The following is a 15,585-nucleotide window of genomic DNA, read 5'->3' as shown; positions in this document are numbered from 1 at the left end:
TCGAGGAGTAGCGTGCATGACTGACTTCACGATCCTGGCCGAGAAGGCCTTGCGGGACGAATTGCTCACCCACGAGGAATCCCTCGCCGTATTGCAGACCCCGGACTCCCGGCTGCTGGAACTGTTACAGGCGGCGTTCACCGTCCGGGAACGCTACTTCGGCAAGACGGTTCGCCTGCAAATGCTCTTGAACGCCAAGAGCGGCGCCTGCCAGGAGGACTGCGGCTACTGTTCGCAATCGGCGATCTCCAAAGCCCCGATCGAACGCTACGGACTGCTCTCGCAAGACCAGATGGTCACCGGCGCCCGCCGCGCGGCGGCAGCCAAAGCCCAGCGCTATTGCATCGTCATCAGCGGACGCAGCCCGCTGGACCGGGACATTGCCGATATCGCCTCCGCCGTACGCTCGATTAAGCAGGAAGTTCCGATTCAGATTTGTTGCTCACTGGGGCTCCTCAACGAACGCCAGGCGAAAGACCTGAAGTCCGCCGGGGTGGACCGGATCAATCACAACCTGAACACGAGCGAAGCCTATCACCCCGAGATCTGTACCACGCATACCTTCCAGGACCGGCTGGCCACCATCCGGCATGCCCGGACCGCCGGGCTCGAAATCTGTTCCGGTGGCATCGTCGGAATGGGAGAGAGCGATGAAGATCTGATCGATCTCGCGTTGGCCCTCCGTGAGGTCAAACCAGACTCGATTCCCATCAACACGCTCCACCCGGCATCCGGCACACCGATGGAACATTGCGCCCCCCTTACCCCGCAACGATGCCTGAAGGCCCTGTGCCTGTTCCGGTTCCTGCACCCCAGAACGGAGCTCCGTATCGCCGGAGGCCGTGAACACAATCTGCGCAGCTTGCAGCCGCTCGCCCTGTATCCTGCGGATTCAGTGTTTGTGAACGGCTACCTGACCACGCCGGGTCAACCGGCCGCAGAGGTGTGGCGAATGATCGAAGACCTAGGATTTGATATCCAGGTGGACGCAGTCCCGACCACACAAGGCTCCACTCCTGCCTCAGAGCCGATGGCCGGCCTTCATTCGTAACGGAGCCCCTCAATCAGAGGTTGCCTGGCGGCCCAGCGGGCCGGCCAGAATCCGGCGAGCAGGGAGGCCACGAGGGCCAGGACGGCGACTTGAGCCATCAAGCCCAGTGGCCATGAGACCTGGATTGTCCAACCGAATGACTGGCGGTTAATGACCCTAATCAGGATCCACGCAAGCGCCAGTCCCCCGACGAGTCCCATTGCCGTTCCTAACAACCCCAGATAACCGGCTTCCCAGAGAATCAACGCCGTAATCTGGCCTCGGCTGCTGCCAAGCGCCTGCAACGTGGCCAACTCCCGACGCCGCTCAACCACCGACGTCACCAAGGTGTTGATAATCCCCAGCATGGCAATAATCACTGCGATGGCCTCCAACACGTAGGTCAGCGTGAAGGTCCGGTCAAAGATTCGAAGAATCTCCCGGCGCAATTCTCCGTTGCTTATGACCGTCGGCGCCAGAGTCCCGTGGGAACCATCGGCTACGGCGTGAAGCAAGGCGGCTCTGGCTTGGTCCAGATCGACTCCCGGATCGATATACACAGGAAATACGGTCACGCCCTCATCGTTCCACCAGTGCTGATACAGCGACCGGTCGATGACGATCTTCCCCCCATCGGTCGCATAGTCGTAAAAGATCCCCAGAACCGGCAACGATTTCACCCCCATCGGCGTCGGGATGGATAGTTGACTGCCCCTGACCACCTGCAGATGATTGGCCACCACTTCCGAGAGGATAGCTCCTTCGCCGGCGGCTGCGCGAGTCAGGATCGCCGCCGAGTCCCCGTCGAGAAACAGGTACCGGCTTCGTGCCGCATGAAGCGCGAGATCTCTGGATACGAGCGCGATCGGCCGCCCCTCCAGTTCGATACGCACATCACGGTAGGCATCGACCGCCGCCACATGTGCCGACCCGGCCAAGCGGGTGCGCCAGATACCAGGGAGGGCTTGGCTCGATGCCCCCCCGCGAACGACATGCGGCCAGCCGGCCGGTGCCACGATGAAATCGGCCATGACCGTCTGGTCGATCCATATCTCAACCGTGTCGCGAAAACTCCGGATCATCACCATCACCCCGACCATGATGGCAACCCCGACGAGAAAGGCAGACACGGTCACCGCATTCCGGCCAATGCCCCGCGTTGTTTGCTCCCGCGCAATGTGGCGAATGGCGCCGCCCAACGAAGGCGCGGAAGGCGCATGAGAAGTGGTGCCCAACTCCCGGGTGCGGCAGACCCACTGCATGAGGATCGGAACCAGGCACGAGAGGCCGGCGAGCAGACAGAACGTCGCCAGATATCCAAAGACAGGAACCCCGCCGACTGGTCCGGCGAACGCGCAGCCCAGCGAGAAGAGCAGCAAGCCTCCGCCCACCGCCCCCAGCGAGGCAGCACGAACCCGCTGAGCAACATCATATTCTCCGGGAGCAAGAGCCGCGACTACCTGAGTACGTCCGGCATCCAGGCTGGGCCCCAACGCTCCCAAGATCGACACCCCACCACCGATCACAATCGCTTCGATCAACAGACGAACAGATCCCGGCGGAAAACCGAAGGTGGTTGGCGCATCGGCCATCGAAACATAGAGGTCCTGGATCGTCCGACCGACCAACCCGACAAGTACATTCCCTAGGACAAGCCCTAGACTCCCCCCCAATACTCCTCCCACCACACCCACCACGCCCGCCTCCGCGAGGAAGAGGCCAACGACCATCGGCTCCGACATCCCGATCGCACGCAGAATTCCCACCTCCCGCCGGCGTTGCGCGACGGTGAAGGACACGGTGTTGTAAATCAGAAAGATCCCGACCAGCAGCCCCACCATGCTCAACACAGAGAGGTTTAATTGAAACGCGCCGACCATGGATTCGACTTGTCGGCTCCGCTGGATCGGACGGCGCACCGTGACGGCAGGAGGGAGAATCGTTGTAATCGCCTCGGCCACGTGCCCGACCGAAAAAGAGGGCTCCGTCACCAGGTCAATCCGATCCAGCCGACCGATCAGGCCGAAAGTTCGCTGGAAGGCCGCGATATCCATCACCGCCAGCCGGTCCCACGCCGAGATCCCGCTGGCCTGACGGCCCATCACCGAGGTGATCAAGACGGACACCTCGCGGCCACCGACATCCAGGTTCAGGATATCCCTAGGTCCAACTCCCAGCTCCAGAGCCAATCCTTGCCCTACCATCAGCCCGTTTGGAGCCAGGAACCCCTCCATCCCGTCGCCTACACCGGGATGGCCTGAATCCTCCACCGCCGCAGGAAGACGCCCCTGCACCGCATTCAACTCGTCCAGGAGGTCCAGACCAAGAATGAGAAACGACTGAGGGCGGCCGGCCACACGGGCGCCGACTTCCACCACCGGTCTTGCTGAATCCACACCACCCACAGCCCGTACGGCAGCAATCAGTCGCTCGTCCATACCTAGCTCACCGGCTGATATCTCCAGGGTGACCGGACCAGCGACCGACAAGACCGAATCCTGGAACGTTCGTAGGACATTAACATTAGCCGTCTGGACCGCGATGGTTGCCGCAACGCCTAAGCCAACACCGATCACCGTGAGGAGCATGCGGCCGGGATGGGTAGACAAATGCGTCCATGCAAGACGGGCACAGACCCAAAATACACCAGCAGAAATCAACCGCATCGATAGACCTACTGAAATCACACTCTAGTAGTTGTTTTTACAGATTTGCCCAGATATGCTAGGATTAATTCAGTCGAATTTGGGGTATACATCTATATGGCAATACGCAAACGACCTCAATCCAGAAAGCCCGCGAAGACCAGCAAACCCGCTTCATCGACCAAAAAGAAACAACCGCGTAAGGTCGCGAAGCCGGTACGCACGCGTACGACACACTCCGAGGCGCTGACACCCAGACAGAAGGAAATTCTGAAACTGGTGTCACAAGGAAATACCAACCGAGACATCGCCCGTCGCCTGGCCATCAGTGTGCGGACGGTTGAGGTGCATCGCTTTAACTTGATGCGGCGATTGAAGGTTCGCAACGTCGCGCAGCTGCTTCGGCAGGCGTTGCAACAGGGATTCCTCCCGAAGAACTTCGCGTTCCGATAAACACGTCGTGCGCCGGTTTCGTCGCTGGAACCGGCGCACCGTTCATCACAGCTCTTTGAGTTTCCCCCGACGGCTCTCAAGCGACGTCGCGCCACGCGTGTGTAACTCAGCCGCCAGCTCACGCTCCAGTCGCTCAAACACTCCGACACCTTCTTCGACCAGCACCGTCCCCACCTGAACAGCCGAGGCCCCGCACAGGACATGTTCAAACGCATCGAGCCCCTGCACGACCCCACCGGTCCCGATGATGGGAATGCGCCCTTCCAGCAATTTCCAGAATGCTCGCACATTCGCCAGCGCAACCGGTTTGATCAGCGATCCGCCCAATCCTCCAAAGCCGCCCTTCGGCTTAATGACCGGCGTTTCACGTTTGGGATCGACGACCAGACCATTCCCGACCGAATTGATCAAATTCAGGTAATCCACCCCGCAGCGTCGGATCACCTCGGCCATGACCGCGTGGTGCGCCGGATCGAAATAGGGCGGTAACTTCACGCCCATTGGAACGGTAATGAGGGGCCGCACCCGCTTGAGCAGCCGTTCTGAATCCACCGGATCGTAGGCGATCTGGGGTTTACCGGGAATGTTCGGACAGGAAAGATTCACCTCGATCAGATCCGGTTTCGCCTGATTAATCACACGCGCCATGGTGAGAAAGTCATCCTCACACAGGCCGGCGATGCTGGCGATCACAGGTTTCCCGAACTGTTTCAGCTCGGGAATCATCTCCGCATAGGCAAGATACCCAAGATTCGGGAGCCCCATGGAATTGATCGACCCACCGGAGAACCCGTAATACCGCGGCTCAGGATTGCCGGTCCTCGGCTCCAGGGTCATCGACTTGGTCACGATGGCTCCCGCTCGAGAACGTCCTAGTGCAAGGAGTTCCTCCCGCGTCATACAGAGCGCTCCGGAGGCATTCATGAAACAGGTCGGGAATTTCACTCCCGCAATGGTCACACTCAAATCCATGCTAGTCCTTTCTCCTGGCAGGATGTTGACAAACCTTGCCGCCGCACGCCACACATCGTCGCCGAAATCCGTGGTGCCTGGCTCATATGGGCGCGTTCATACGTCACGAGCACAGAGGCATCCTTCTCGAACATCACACATACTCCTTGGGAACTACGGCCTGACACACTGTACCAGCCGGCCGTCCCGCATATGCCACACATAGTCGGCTGCTGCCGCCGCACTATCGCTGTGCGTCACCAGCAATACAGAGTGTCCAAACCGTTGAGGTAACGTCCGAAACAACCGGACGATGTCCGCCCCTTGCTTGGAATCGAGGTTCCCGGTCGGCTCATCGGCCAAAATCAGCCGTGGTCGATGCACGATCGCCCGGGCAATGGCCACGCGTTGCTGCTCTCCTCCCGACAATTCGCTCGGCCGATGTGAACGTCGGGTGTCCATTCGCACCGCGACCAAGACCTCATCGACCCGTTCCGCCACCGCGGCCCCCTGCTCCCCCCTCAGCAGCAAAGGCAACGCCACATTTTCCGCAACCGTCAGACCGGGAATCAAATGAAACGCCTGGAAGACAATACCAATCAATTCCCTTCGTATCCGGGTCCATTCCATGGCACTTGCTTGGGTCACCGGCCGGTTCTCGATCGCAATGGTACCTGAGGTCGGCTGATCGAGGCCTCCGATCAGATTCAGTAACGTGCTCTTCCCGCATCCGCTCGGCCCCACAAACGCACAAAACTCCCCGCCGTGCACGTCGAGCGTCACATCTTGTAATGCCGACACCAGCGTCTCGCCTCGGCGATAGGCCTTGGACAGATTCTGCACACGTACTAACACGTTGCTGGGATCTTGCATGATGAGAACCGACGACCATGACAGATTGCGGGGGCACCCGGCAGGTGCCTCGGAGCGGCACAACGCGGAGCCATGGGAATCAACCCGATGCGGACGGAATCGTCCTATACCATACCCCGTTTATACCCCACAACCTTGACAGGCCGAGGGGTGTTCCGTGCACAATCTCGTGTGCACGGCCGATCTATTTTCACGGACCTCTGTCATGAGCCTACACGCCTTGTTCACAGACATGTTCCAACGGGCCTCACACCTGCTGATGCCTTCGGCCTGCGCCACCTGCGAACAACCTCTCACACATGATCCCACGCCGTTCTTCTGCCGCCGATGCTGGGAACTGATTCAACCGCTGCAAGGGCCGGCCTGTCCGCGATGCCACCGCCCCTTCGCGTCACCATACGCGACAGTCCATAGCCCAACGCATGAATGTCATGACTGCCGTACCCGCGCACCTCACTATTCGCACGTCTGGGCCGCCTATGCCTACTGCCCCCCACTACAGGACGCCATTGCCTTGTTTAAATATCGCGGGAAGGTGGGACTGGCGGATGCCCTGGGCGCGCTGCTCGTCCGAGCGCTCCCGGCAGACCTGGACGCTGACCTCCTGATGCCGATCCCGCTCCACCCCAACCGCCTTCGACAGCGAGAGTTCAATCAATCCCTACTCCTTGCCGATCGCATCGGGCCTGTGCTGAAACGCCCCGTATCCTATCGGAACTTGGTTCGTACCGTCGATACCGATCCGCAGACCACTCTTCACCGCTCGGCACGCCTGCAGAACCTCCGCCAGGCGTTCACTCTGCGGAAGCCCGAGGAAGTGGCCGACAAGCGCATACTCCTGGTTGATGATGTGTTCACCACCGGCACCACAGCCAACGAGTGTGCCGGAGTCCTGCGCAGGGCCGGCGCCAAAGACGTGGCCATCCTCGCGCTCGCCCGCTCCGTAGAGGCTGGTATGATACCGGACGCCTGGCTTCCTCCATCGGCCTTTGGCCAACCGCCCGCGCTGAGAGTCTAGCCCATGCCGATCTACGAATATCGCTGTCGCCAATGTGGCACACGAACGACCCGGTTGATCCTCAGCGTCAGCGCGGCGCCTCAACAGACGTGCGGGCACTGTCACAGTCCGAACCTGGAGCGGCTCCTCTCCCGGTTTGCGTCGCCGAAATCAGACGAAGCACGTCTCGAAGCCTTGTCTGATCCAAGCCATCTGAGCGGATTTGATGAAAACGACCCCCAGAGCATGGCCCGAATGATGAAAAAAATGGGGGAAGAAATGGGAGAAGACCTCGGGGATGATGTCGACGGAGCGATGGAAGGTGGGCAGGATGCGCCGCCCGGCATCGACCAGACCGACTTTGAATAACCGCCGGGTCCTGAATATTCACTTGACAGGATTGGTCGTGTCTCCTACCATCAGCCAAGAATAGCTATTCGGCCAAGTCCTATGCACCTACGTACAGATCCATCGATGCTTCTCTGTAGCCGTCCTCACGAGCGAGGCTGCCGATAATGTTTGCCGGCGAATACCTCTGCAAAGTCGATGACAAGGGACGCTTCCTGATCCCCTCTCCCCTTCGAGAACGTCTCGAGACCGAGGGTAATCAGGTGATGTTCGTCAAGAATACCGAGCAGACACTCTGGATGTACTCAGCCAAGGAATGGGAAAAGGTTCTGGAGCGGACCAGGATGACCCTGGACGAGGACCAAAGCCGTCTGTTCATGCACCATGTCATGTCGCAAGCCGGCACGTCAGATATCGATAAAGCCGGCCGCGTCCTGATTCCAAGCCGCCTCCGTAAGCTCGTTCCCATGGATGAAGATCAGGAACTCTTCCTCGTCGGAATGTATCACCGTCTGGAAGTCTGGGGACCGTCGGAATGGCGACGATATCTCACCAGAACGGAAGACCGGTACGAGCAGGATATGGCGAAGATCCAAAATCTTCTCTAGTGTAATAGGCAGGCCCTTGCGCCGCGTGTCCCGCCCCAGACAGTCCCCCCTTCCGATTCGGACCACCTCCTTCAGGCCTGCGCCTCAGACCGTACCACTTCCCGCAGAGCAGCCGGTGCTGCTACCCCGCTCCATCCGTAGACGAACCTCGGCCTCTCCCGTGACGTCCGTTACGTCCATCACCCTGACGACGAACGTGACGGACGATTCTATCGCGCTCACGTTGCCCGTTCCTCCTAGCGTGAACCACCAATACGCCACCGTCAACGGACGCCGCCTGCTCTCAGCGAGGGGCCGTGCGTACAAGGAACTCGTCGGGCAACAAATTCTGCTTGCGCTTGCCCAATCATCGAATCATGGTACTCTAAGACGAACTTTGAGCCGGGCGAGCCTCGCATTATCAATCCGGTTCTTCTTCGCCTCGGCGCTCCGTCGAGATACCGACGGAGGACTCAAGATTGCCCAAGACGCCTTATGCGAGGGCCTCGGCCTGAACGACAATCGGGTGATCGAAACTCACCTCTACAAGTACCAGGATCGCGACAATCCTCGCATGGAAATACTGTTATCGGTGGTGCCGCCGGCAACACCCGGATCCCCGTTTCCGGCCCCTCCGCCGACATCGCGTGCCGCGGTCACAACGCCACACAAGGACATCCCCACAAGGTAGCGCACGTGCACCGACCCTACAGCTATGGCATACCGACCGATTACCATTGATGCGCTGCGAATCGGCATGCACGTCGCCAAACTGGACGTGGCCTGGTTCCGTTCGCCCTTCATACGACACTCGTTCCTGATCCAGACCAACGAGCAAATCGAGAAGTTACGACGCGCAGGCATCAAAAATCTTTCCATCGACCCGAGTCGAGGAATCGATCTTCCGGCCCCCTCCGGCTCGCCCTCCTACCAACAACCAATCGTCGCGCACACACCATCCTTCCACGCGACGAGTGCATCGGAGGTCCGGTCTCTCGCAGCGATGACTCAAGAACTGTTGACGGCCAGAACGGCACGTGCCCAACTTGAAGCATCGGTACAAAGCACCTTTTCGCGCATTGCCCAAACAGGCATCGTCGATCGAGACGAGGCCGCACACACCGTGCACGCCATCAGTGCCGTCGCGCAGGCATTAAACTCTCATGCCTTGTTTATGGCATTCAGTCAGGGCCGCGATGGAGACGCCCCGCTCAGCCAGCACGCCCTCGCCACCTGCAGCTTTTCGATGATTCTCGCACACGCAGCCAGCTACGACCTCATGCTCATCCAGGAATTAGCCACCGGCGCTCTGCTCCACGATATCGGACTCCTGCAGGTACCGGCGAACATTCTTCGACGGATTCACGACACCTCCACCACGCTCACGGAACAGAATCGCCGAATCTATGAATCCCACGCACGTGGCGGCACGATCCTGCTCGAACGCCAGGGCGGGTTTGCCCCGGCCGTGGAACAGATTGTGGCGGAGCACCATGCGTACTTGAACGGAAGCGGATTTCCGGCGGAAACCAGCGGGGCCTTCACCTCGGATATGACGCGGATCGTGATGGTGACGGATCGGTACGACGAACTGCTGTCAGGATTCGGCGGCGCGTCGCCGCTCACCCCACACCAGTCGCTGCAACGACTGTATCAGGAAGGACAGGAAGGGAAATACGAGACCCGACTAATCTCGCTCTTCGTGAAAGTAATGGGTATTTACCCGGTCTATAGCTATGTCTCGCTGACGACCGGAGAACGAGCCATCGTCTCCGTCATCAACTCAGGAAAGCTGCACCAGCCCATCGTGACCATCACCCACGATTCCGAGGGACAGCCCTATATCGTTCCGCTCGTCATCGATCTCGCGAATCAGGATGAACAGGCTCCGGCCCGTGGCATTCGCTCCGTGCTGGGGACTATCCCCGCCGGATTCGATCGTGCCATCTCCTGATGCTCGCGCGACTCCATGTCCACATGGCCCGAACCAGTCGACAGCAGAACTGCCGGTCCGGCAGAGTCGTCATTCATACCGCAGGGCGTCGATCGGATTGAGGCGAGCGGCTTTGTTGGCGGGATAGAGCCCGAAGAATAATCCGACAGCCAGCGAGAACACAACAGCGGTCACAACGGCATCGAACGAAATGATGGTCGGCCATCCGGCGAACACCGTCGTGAGTCGCGCGCCGACAATGCCAACGACCACGCCGATGACACCGCCGAACAGACTCAGCGTCACCGCCTCGATCAGGAACTGCATCAGAATGTGCAGTCGTGTAGCACCCACCGCCATACGGACCCCGATCTCCCTCGTCCGCTCCGTCACCGACACCAGCAGAATGTTCATGATGCCGATCCCGCCGACCAACAGCGACACCGACGCAATGGCAAACAGCATCACCGTCAGCGTCTGACTCGTGCTCTCCTGCACCTTTCCGATATCGACCTGTGTCCGAATCGTGAAATCATCTGCCTGCTCGCCTTGGAGACGATGTCGAGTCCGCAAGACCTCACGAATCTGCTCCACCGCCTCCGGCAAATCCGCGCTCTGCTCAGTCGACGCAAACAGGGCCCCAACCGAACCCAGGAACTGACTACCGAAGACCTTCCGTTCGGCAGTCGTGAAGGGGATGAAAATCACATCGTCCTGATCGGACCCCTGAGCGGATTGCCCCTTGGGCGCCAGCACGCCCACCACCTGAAACGGCACATTCTTGATACGAATCGTCGCCCCGATCGCATCTTCCTCGAAATCAAAGAGATTTTCCAGCGTGGTCTGCCCGATCAGTGCCACGCGCGCCGCGCTTTCCAGATCGGTATGCGTAAACGGCCCACCGCTGGTAAAGGACCAATCCCGGATGGTGAGATAACTCGGTGAAATGCCGTTGACCGGCCCGTTCCAATTGCGGTTGCCGTTGACGATCTGCATCACATCCCGCTTCGCCCAGCCGGTGTCCGACAACAGGGGACTCCGCTTCTTGAGCTCAGCCGCATCACTGACGGTCAAGGTCACGGCTCCGCCCTGCCCACCCCGCACACCACCGACGGTGGTGGAGCCCGGCATGATGATGATCACATTCGTCCCCATACTAGCCACCTGCGCCTGCACGGCCGCACGGGCTCCCTGCCCGATACTGACCATCGCGATGACGGCCCCCACACCGATGACGATACCGAGCATCGTCAAGCCGGCGCGCAGCCGATTCCGACTGAGGATGCGCAAGGCAGTCATGACGGTGAGGAAAATAAAAGCCGGCATGGGTGTTCTACGGCACGACCGTCGCGCGCGGCGCGCGCCGCATATCCTGCACAATCTGGCCGTCTTTCATGACAAGTTCGCGAGACGCATAGGCGGCAATATCGGATTCATGGGTCACCAGGACGATGGTGATGCCGTCTTCACGATTGAGTTGGTCGAGGATACTCATGATTTCCCGGCTCGATGCCGTATCAAGATTCCCCGTGGGTTCGTCGGCAAAGAGAATCGACGGCGCTCCGACCAGCGCCCGCGCGATCGCCACCCGCTGCTGCTGACCTCCTGAAAGCTGCGTGGGATAATGCTGCTCCCGACCGGACAACCCGACTCGCTGGAGAGCCGCGGCAGCCTGTGTTCGCTGTTCCTTGATTGAGATCCCCCGATAAAACAGCGGCAATTGCGCATTCTCCAACGCGCTGGTCCGGGGAATGAGATTAAAACTTTGGAACACGAACCCGATCTGCCGGTTGCGGAGTTCGGCCAGGAGATCCGGTTTCGCCGCTGCGACATCCAAACCATCCAGCTCATATCGGCCACGGGTGGGCTGGTCGAGGCAGCCGAGGATGTTCATGAGGGTCGACTTACCAGATCCGGACGTGCCCATCACCGCGACAAATTCACCGCGATCGATGGTGAGGTTGATGCCGCGCAGCGCCTGCACCTCAACGTCGCCGACACGATAGATCTTCCAGAGGTCTTCGCAGACGATTAAGCCGGCCATAGAGACGTCGTCATCCGCCGCTCAGGAGGTATGTCTCGCCACACTGTTCACCGCGCGACGCTCAATGCACAATCAACCGTGCAGGAGGGAGCGCCGACCATCGAACAGTACGCATTTCACTACAGCCCGCGATCACGCCGAGCACCACGCTGTTGCCCCGATCCGAATCCTGGGGGCAAGTCGCCTCCCCTACGGTCGCCACGAGGGGAGTCGATCCCGATAATGACCTGGTCTCCCTCATTGATCGAAGTTGCGCTGACCTCAGCATAGGTCCCGTCTGAAATGCCCATCTCGACCGGGATTCGCTCCAGAGACTCGGTCACACCCTGCTTCCAGAGGGCGAACTGACGGGTTGCGGGTTGGGATGACCCGCCTCCGGTCGGACGGCCATCCCCCTCACCCTTGGCAGATCGGCCCACCGTCTTTTCATCGCGCACCGTCTTGGGCGGAGTAAAGCGCAGCGCCGAATTCGGCACCTTGAGAATGTTCTCTTTCTTCGCCACCACAATGGAGACGTTCGCCGTCATGCCCGGCTTCAAACGAAACGCCGGGTTCTCGAATTCGACCACCACATCGTAGGTCACCACATTCTGGATATTGATCGGCGCATTTCTCACCTGGCGCACCCGGCCGAAAAATTGCTCCCCGGGATAGGCGTCCACCGTAAACGAGGCCGCTTTTCCTTCGGCGATCCCGCCGATGTCGGCTTCGCTCACATTTGTGTCGACCTGCATCTTCGTCACATCTTCGGCAATCAAGAACAGCATGGGGATGGTAAAGCTGGCTGCAATGCGCTGCCCCACCTCCACGAGGCGCGAGATCACCACCCCGTCGACCGGTGAACGGATCACCGTATACTTCAGGTCCAACTCAGCCGCCTGCAGCATCGCCTCGGCCTGCTTGACCGCAGCCTCGGTGACTTTGAGCTGCGCCACCGCGCCTTCGGAGGCGGTCAACGCGACGTCCACTTCGTTCTGCGAGATGAATTGCTGTCCGATCAGCGACTTGGCCCGGTCCAGTTCCCGGCGCCGTTGCGCCAGATCGATCCGCGCCTTATCGAAGGCCGCCTTGGCGTTCGCCAAACTCGCAACCGCCTGATCGCGTCTGGCCTGGTAGGGAAAGGGATCGATGCGGGCCACCACCTGATTCGCCGTAACCTTGGAATTAAAATCCGCATGGAGACTCTCGATCATGCCCGAGACCTGACTCCCGACCTGAATCGTGGTGATAGGATTGATCGTCCCCGTGGCCGTGACCAGCGAGACGATGGTACCCCGTTCGACCGGCACCGTGCGATAACGCACCGGGACCTTCCGCTCGCCGTTGAAAAATACGTAGCCGGCGATGGCCAGACCCAGCACGAAGATCCCGATAATGACAACGATACGACGCATGAACAGGCCCTTTCACCATCGAACGACGAAGCCATTCTAGCAGGAATCGATTTTGCGATGCAGCACGCCTCCCCCAACCGACCACGACCAGGGCGCACCGGCGACGAAAACACGAAGGCCGTTTGCCTGTGACGGCAAACGGCCTTCCGAACCGATCTGTCCGCTATGAGCGGACGGTCATGACACGACTAGGGACTGACGGTGATGCGATCCTTGATATCGTCGAAGATGTCCTTTGGAACCACATTCTTCGCCACCAGCTCACCCTTCACGCGATACGGGCGATTACTCACGATCCGCTCGGCCACATCCTGGCTGATCCCCAATGTGAGAACCAGGTCGGTGGAGGCCACCTTATTAATATTCACCAACGCGACCGACGGAGCCGCCGCCTCTACCAGTCCGCCGGACGCGGCAGTCGCCGAGGCCGACTTTGAGGATGCGCTACCACCTATCGACGGCGCGGTCGACTCCGAGCGCGACGAGTTCGAGGGCAGCGACCGGGAACGCTCCTTCATTTCTTTCTGATAGCGCGCGACCAACGACTTCAACTGTTCGTTATGCCGGCGGGCCTCCTCATACTCCTGCTTCACACTCCGGTTTTGCGCGGTCAGCTGCTTAACCTTGTCGTCCAATTCCTTGGTCCGGGCATCAATGGTATCGCGTTCCTTGTCCCGACCATGCTGGATGCGCTGCAGTTCGTCGCGGGCAATCTGGCTTTCCGAACCGAACTTCGCGTTGAGATCCTTGAGCGTCTTCACCTGTTGCTCCAACGCGTTCTTCTGCGCACGCGCCCGCTCCAGGTCCCCCCGAACGGTGTCGGCATCGGCAAGCGCCTCATGATATTTCTTGTCACTTACGCACCCGCTGACGGCCATCGCGCTCATCAGCGCGAGCCCAGCCATCCACACATGCCTCATGCGACCCTCCCCTGTTCGACCTGGACCGATCGGACTACTTTCCTCTTGTTGTGTGTATGCCATCATCCCAACTTTGTCAACAAGATTGCCGATTGCGAAGCGCCGGATGGTGCATCCGTGATGACCCGATAAAATGTGACGACCCTTGACTGCCGGAGAGCAGTCTGGGAATATGCAACGACTGTTCGGCGACCAACCACCAGCAGACTCACAAACCATCCCACACAGACCATTATGATGAACTGGGGCCCGGAGCTCGCCGTCATTCTCGGCATCATCGAAGGACTGACGGAATTTCTTCCCGTTTCCTCGACGGGCCATCTGATTCTCGTCGGGCACGCGCTTGGATTCACGGGAGACATCGCCTCAAACGTGGAAATCTCGATCCAGCTGGGGTCGATCCTCGCCATCATCGCCTACGAACGCACCAAGCTAGCCTCGCTCGCGGCACATGCGCTCCGCGAACAACGTGACTTTCGAGCGCTCGTGGCGTCACGCGGCACAGCGCCCTGGTCGACGCTCATTCCACAGTCCATTCAAGCCCAGCCCAATCTCTGGTTTGTCATCGGTCTGGGACTGGCCTTTTTGCCAGCGGCATTCGTGGGGTTCTTCGCTCACAAGTCGATCAAGGCCTATCTCTTCTCACCGACGACCGTGGCGATCTCGCTGATTGTGGGCGGCATCATCATCCTGCTGGTCGAACGCATGCGCGACCGCGTGCGCGTGACGGAACTGCTCCAGGTCACCCCTCGCTTGGCCCTCTGGGTCGGCCTGGCCCAATGCGTCTCATTAATACCGGGCATGTCCCGTTCCGGCTCCACGATTGTCGGCGGGCTGCTGGCCGGTCTCGACCGCCGTGTCGCGACCGAATACTCCTTCTTCCTGGCCCTCCCGACCATGATCATCGCGACCATCTATCAAATGTTGAAATCGCAGGCCGCCTTCAGCCAGGACGACTACGTCGCCCTCGGGATCGGCCTGGTGGTCTCATTTGCCGTCGCCTGGGCCGTCATCGCCGCGTTTCTCACCTATGTACAACGCCACAGCTTGAGCGTCTTCGCCTACTACCGCATGGTGCTGGGCGTCCTGGTACTGTTGGTCGTGCGCTAACTCAATCGATAACGAGGAGCCGATCGAGCATGGCAAATCAAACGGACAGCGTCCACGTCTACGATACCTGGGTCAAGGGAAAGAAGGGCAAACTCCACTTCGACGTGATGACCACGAATCAGGAACAGGCGCTGACGCTCGCCAAGCAATACCTGCTAGGAATCGGTGAACCGAACGCCGTCATCACCGTCAAGGAATGCCAGTTCTGCCACAGCGAGCCGCTCGTCATGTTTTCGGAAGCGCAACAACGCCAGTTCCGGGAACAAGGCGGCTTCATCGTTACCATGCCCGTCTGAGTGG

The 15,585-nt window shown here is 59.8% G+C and carries 16 protein-coding genes; 9 read left to right on the top strand and 7 right to left on the bottom strand.

Annotation, left to right across the window (positions count from 1 at the left end):
* The first annotated feature begins 16 nt into the window (after positions 1-16).
* Complete coding sequence (bioB, locus tag V9G17_14385; protein MEI2753786.1) at positions 17-1,051, top strand: biotin synthase BioB; 1,035 nt, start codon at positions 17-19, stop codon at positions 1,049-1,051.
* Here the strand turns inward: bioB and V9G17_14380 are convergent.
* Positions 1,042-3,696, bottom strand: a complete 2,655-nt coding sequence (locus V9G17_14380; GenBank protein MEI2753785.1) for an FtsX-like permease family protein — start codon at positions 3,694-3,696, stop codon at positions 1,042-1,044. The two genes, bioB and V9G17_14380, sit on opposite strands and share 10 nt — an antisense overlap.
* 96 nt (positions 3,697-3,792) lie before the next feature.
* Between V9G17_14380 and V9G17_14375 the strand changes: the two genes are divergently transcribed.
* Positions 3,793-4,128, top strand: coding sequence for a response regulator transcription factor (locus V9G17_14375; GenBank protein MEI2753784.1), 336 nt, complete (start codon positions 3,793-3,795; stop codon positions 4,126-4,128).
* Between the two features lie 45 nt (positions 4,129-4,173).
* Here the strand turns inward: V9G17_14375 and V9G17_14370 are convergent, their stop codons facing one another.
* Positions 4,174-5,100 (bottom strand): dihydroorotate oxidase, encoded by a 927-nt coding sequence (locus V9G17_14370; GenBank protein MEI2753783.1) that lies wholly within the window; start codon positions 5,098-5,100, stop codon positions 4,174-4,176.
* A 153-nt stretch (positions 5,101-5,253) separates the two neighbouring features.
* Positions 5,254-5,952: an ABC transporter ATP-binding protein gene (locus V9G17_14365; protein MEI2753782.1), complete on the bottom strand. Its 699-nt coding sequence runs from the start codon at positions 5,950-5,952 to the stop codon at positions 5,254-5,256.
* A gap of 514 nt (positions 5,953-6,466) precedes the next feature.
* Between V9G17_14365 and V9G17_14360 the strand changes: the two genes are divergently transcribed.
* The 5 genes from V9G17_14360 to V9G17_14340 all read left to right on the top strand — a co-directional run bounded on the left by V9G17_14360 (position 6,467) and on the right by V9G17_14340 (position 9,838).
* Positions 6,467-6,970 (top strand): ComF family protein, encoded by a 504-nt coding sequence (locus V9G17_14360; protein MEI2753781.1) that lies wholly within the window; start codon positions 6,467-6,469, stop codon positions 6,968-6,970.
* Between the two features lie 3 nt (positions 6,971-6,973).
* Positions 6,974-7,318 carry a zinc ribbon domain-containing protein gene (locus V9G17_14355; GenBank protein MEI2753780.1) on the top strand — a complete coding sequence of 115 codons (345 nt, stop codon included), beginning with the start codon at positions 6,974-6,976 and terminating at the stop codon, positions 7,316-7,318.
* A gap of 146 nt (positions 7,319-7,464) precedes the next feature.
* Entirely contained in the window at positions 7,465-7,905 is a 441-nt protein-coding gene (locus tag V9G17_14350) for a hypothetical protein (protein ID MEI2753779.1), read from the top strand.
* Between the two features lie 160 nt (positions 7,906-8,065).
* Positions 8,066-8,575, top strand: coding sequence for a RusA family crossover junction endodeoxyribonuclease (locus tag V9G17_14345; protein MEI2753778.1), 510 nt, complete (start codon positions 8,066-8,068; stop codon positions 8,573-8,575).
* Between the two features lie 24 nt (positions 8,576-8,599).
* The gene (locus V9G17_14340; GenBank protein ID MEI2753777.1) at positions 8,600-9,838 is read left to right on the top strand and encodes a DUF3391 domain-containing protein; all 1,239 of its coding nucleotides are present in this window, start codon (positions 8,600-8,602) and stop codon (positions 9,836-9,838) included.
* A 69-nt stretch (positions 9,839-9,907) separates the two neighbouring features.
* On the opposite strand, the gene V9G17_14335 is transcribed toward V9G17_14340, so the two are convergent.
* The 4 genes from V9G17_14335 to V9G17_14320 all read right to left on the bottom strand — a co-directional run bounded on the left by V9G17_14335 (position 9,908) and on the right by V9G17_14320 (position 14,175).
* Positions 9,908-11,143, bottom strand: a complete 1,236-nt coding sequence (locus tag V9G17_14335; GenBank protein MEI2753776.1) for an ABC transporter permease — start codon at positions 11,141-11,143, stop codon at positions 9,908-9,910.
* A gap of 7 nt (positions 11,144-11,150) precedes the next feature.
* Positions 11,151-11,861 carry an ABC transporter ATP-binding protein gene (locus V9G17_14330; protein ID MEI2753775.1) on the bottom strand — a complete coding sequence of 237 codons (711 nt, stop codon included), beginning with the start codon at positions 11,859-11,861 and terminating at the stop codon, positions 11,151-11,153.
* Between the two features lie 119 nt (positions 11,862-11,980).
* Positions 11,981-13,255, bottom strand: a complete 1,275-nt coding sequence (locus V9G17_14325) for an efflux RND transporter periplasmic adaptor subunit (protein ID MEI2753774.1) — start codon at positions 13,253-13,255, stop codon at positions 11,981-11,983.
* Between the two features lie 188 nt (positions 13,256-13,443).
* Entirely contained in the window at positions 13,444-14,175 is a 732-nt protein-coding gene (locus V9G17_14320) for a hypothetical protein (protein MEI2753773.1), read from the bottom strand.
* A gap of 234 nt (positions 14,176-14,409) precedes the next feature.
* Between V9G17_14320 and V9G17_14315 the strand changes: the two genes are divergently transcribed.
* Positions 14,410-15,285: an undecaprenyl-diphosphate phosphatase gene (locus V9G17_14315; protein MEI2753772.1), complete on the top strand. Its 876-nt coding sequence runs from the start codon at positions 14,410-14,412 to the stop codon at positions 15,283-15,285.
* Between the two features lie 29 nt (positions 15,286-15,314).
* On the top strand, positions 15,315-15,581 hold the full coding sequence (locus V9G17_14310) for a DUF2024 family protein (protein ID MEI2753771.1): 267 nt from the start codon (positions 15,315-15,317) through the stop codon (positions 15,579-15,581).
* Positions 15,582-15,585 lie beyond the last annotated feature (4 nt).

Origin of the sequence: Nitrospira sp. (assembly GCA_037045225.1) — a bacterium.
GTDB lineage: Bacteria > Nitrospirota > Nitrospiria > Nitrospirales > Nitrospiraceae > Nitrospira_A.
Note: the sequence above shows the minus strand (reverse complement) of the source record. Positions and strands in the feature narration are given on the sequence as shown.

What these genes read in the sequence shown, in the direction of transcription:
- bioB (MEI2753786.1), top strand. Translation starts at nt 17, where the DNA reads ATGACTGACTTCACGATCCTGGCCGAGAAGGCCTTGCGGGACGAATTG.
- V9G17_14380 (MEI2753785.1), bottom strand. Translation starts at nt 3,696, where the DNA reads ATGCGGTTGATTTCTGCTGGTGTATTTTGGGTCTGTGCCCGTCTTGCA.
- V9G17_14375 (MEI2753784.1), top strand. Translation starts at nt 3,793, where the DNA reads ATGGCAATACGCAAACGACCTCAATCCAGAAAGCCCGCGAAGACCAGC.
- V9G17_14370 (MEI2753783.1), bottom strand. Translation starts at nt 5,100, where the DNA reads ATGGATTTGAGTGTGACCATTGCGGGAGTGAAATTCCCGACCTGTTTC.
- V9G17_14365 (MEI2753782.1), bottom strand. Translation starts at nt 5,952, where the DNA reads ATGCAAGATCCCAGCAACGTGTTAGTACGTGTGCAGAATCTGTCCAAG.
- V9G17_14355 (MEI2753780.1), top strand. Translation starts at nt 6,974, where the DNA reads ATGCCGATCTACGAATATCGCTGTCGCCAATGTGGCACACGAACGACC.
- V9G17_14350 (MEI2753779.1), top strand. Translation starts at nt 7,465, where the DNA reads ATGTTTGCCGGCGAATACCTCTGCAAAGTCGATGACAAGGGACGCTTC.
- V9G17_14340 (MEI2753777.1), top strand. Translation starts at nt 8,600, where the DNA reads ATGGCATACCGACCGATTACCATTGATGCGCTGCGAATCGGCATGCAC.
- V9G17_14335 (MEI2753776.1), bottom strand. Translation starts at nt 11,143, where the DNA reads ATGCCGGCTTTTATTTTCCTCACCGTCATGACTGCCTTGCGCATCCTC.
- V9G17_14330 (MEI2753775.1), bottom strand. Translation starts at nt 11,861, where the DNA reads ATGGCCGGCTTAATCGTCTGCGAAGACCTCTGGAAGATCTATCGTGTC.
- V9G17_14325 (MEI2753774.1), bottom strand. Translation starts at nt 13,255, where the DNA reads ATGCGTCGTATCGTTGTCATTATCGGGATCTTCGTGCTGGGTCTGGCC.
- V9G17_14320 (MEI2753773.1), bottom strand. Translation starts at nt 14,175, where the DNA reads ATGAGGCATGTGTGGATGGCTGGGCTCGCGCTGATGAGCGCGATGGCC.
- V9G17_14315 (MEI2753772.1), top strand. Translation starts at nt 14,410, where the DNA reads ATGATGAACTGGGGCCCGGAGCTCGCCGTCATTCTCGGCATCATCGAA.
- V9G17_14310 (MEI2753771.1), top strand. Translation starts at nt 15,315, where the DNA reads ATGGCAAATCAAACGGACAGCGTCCACGTCTACGATACCTGGGTCAAG.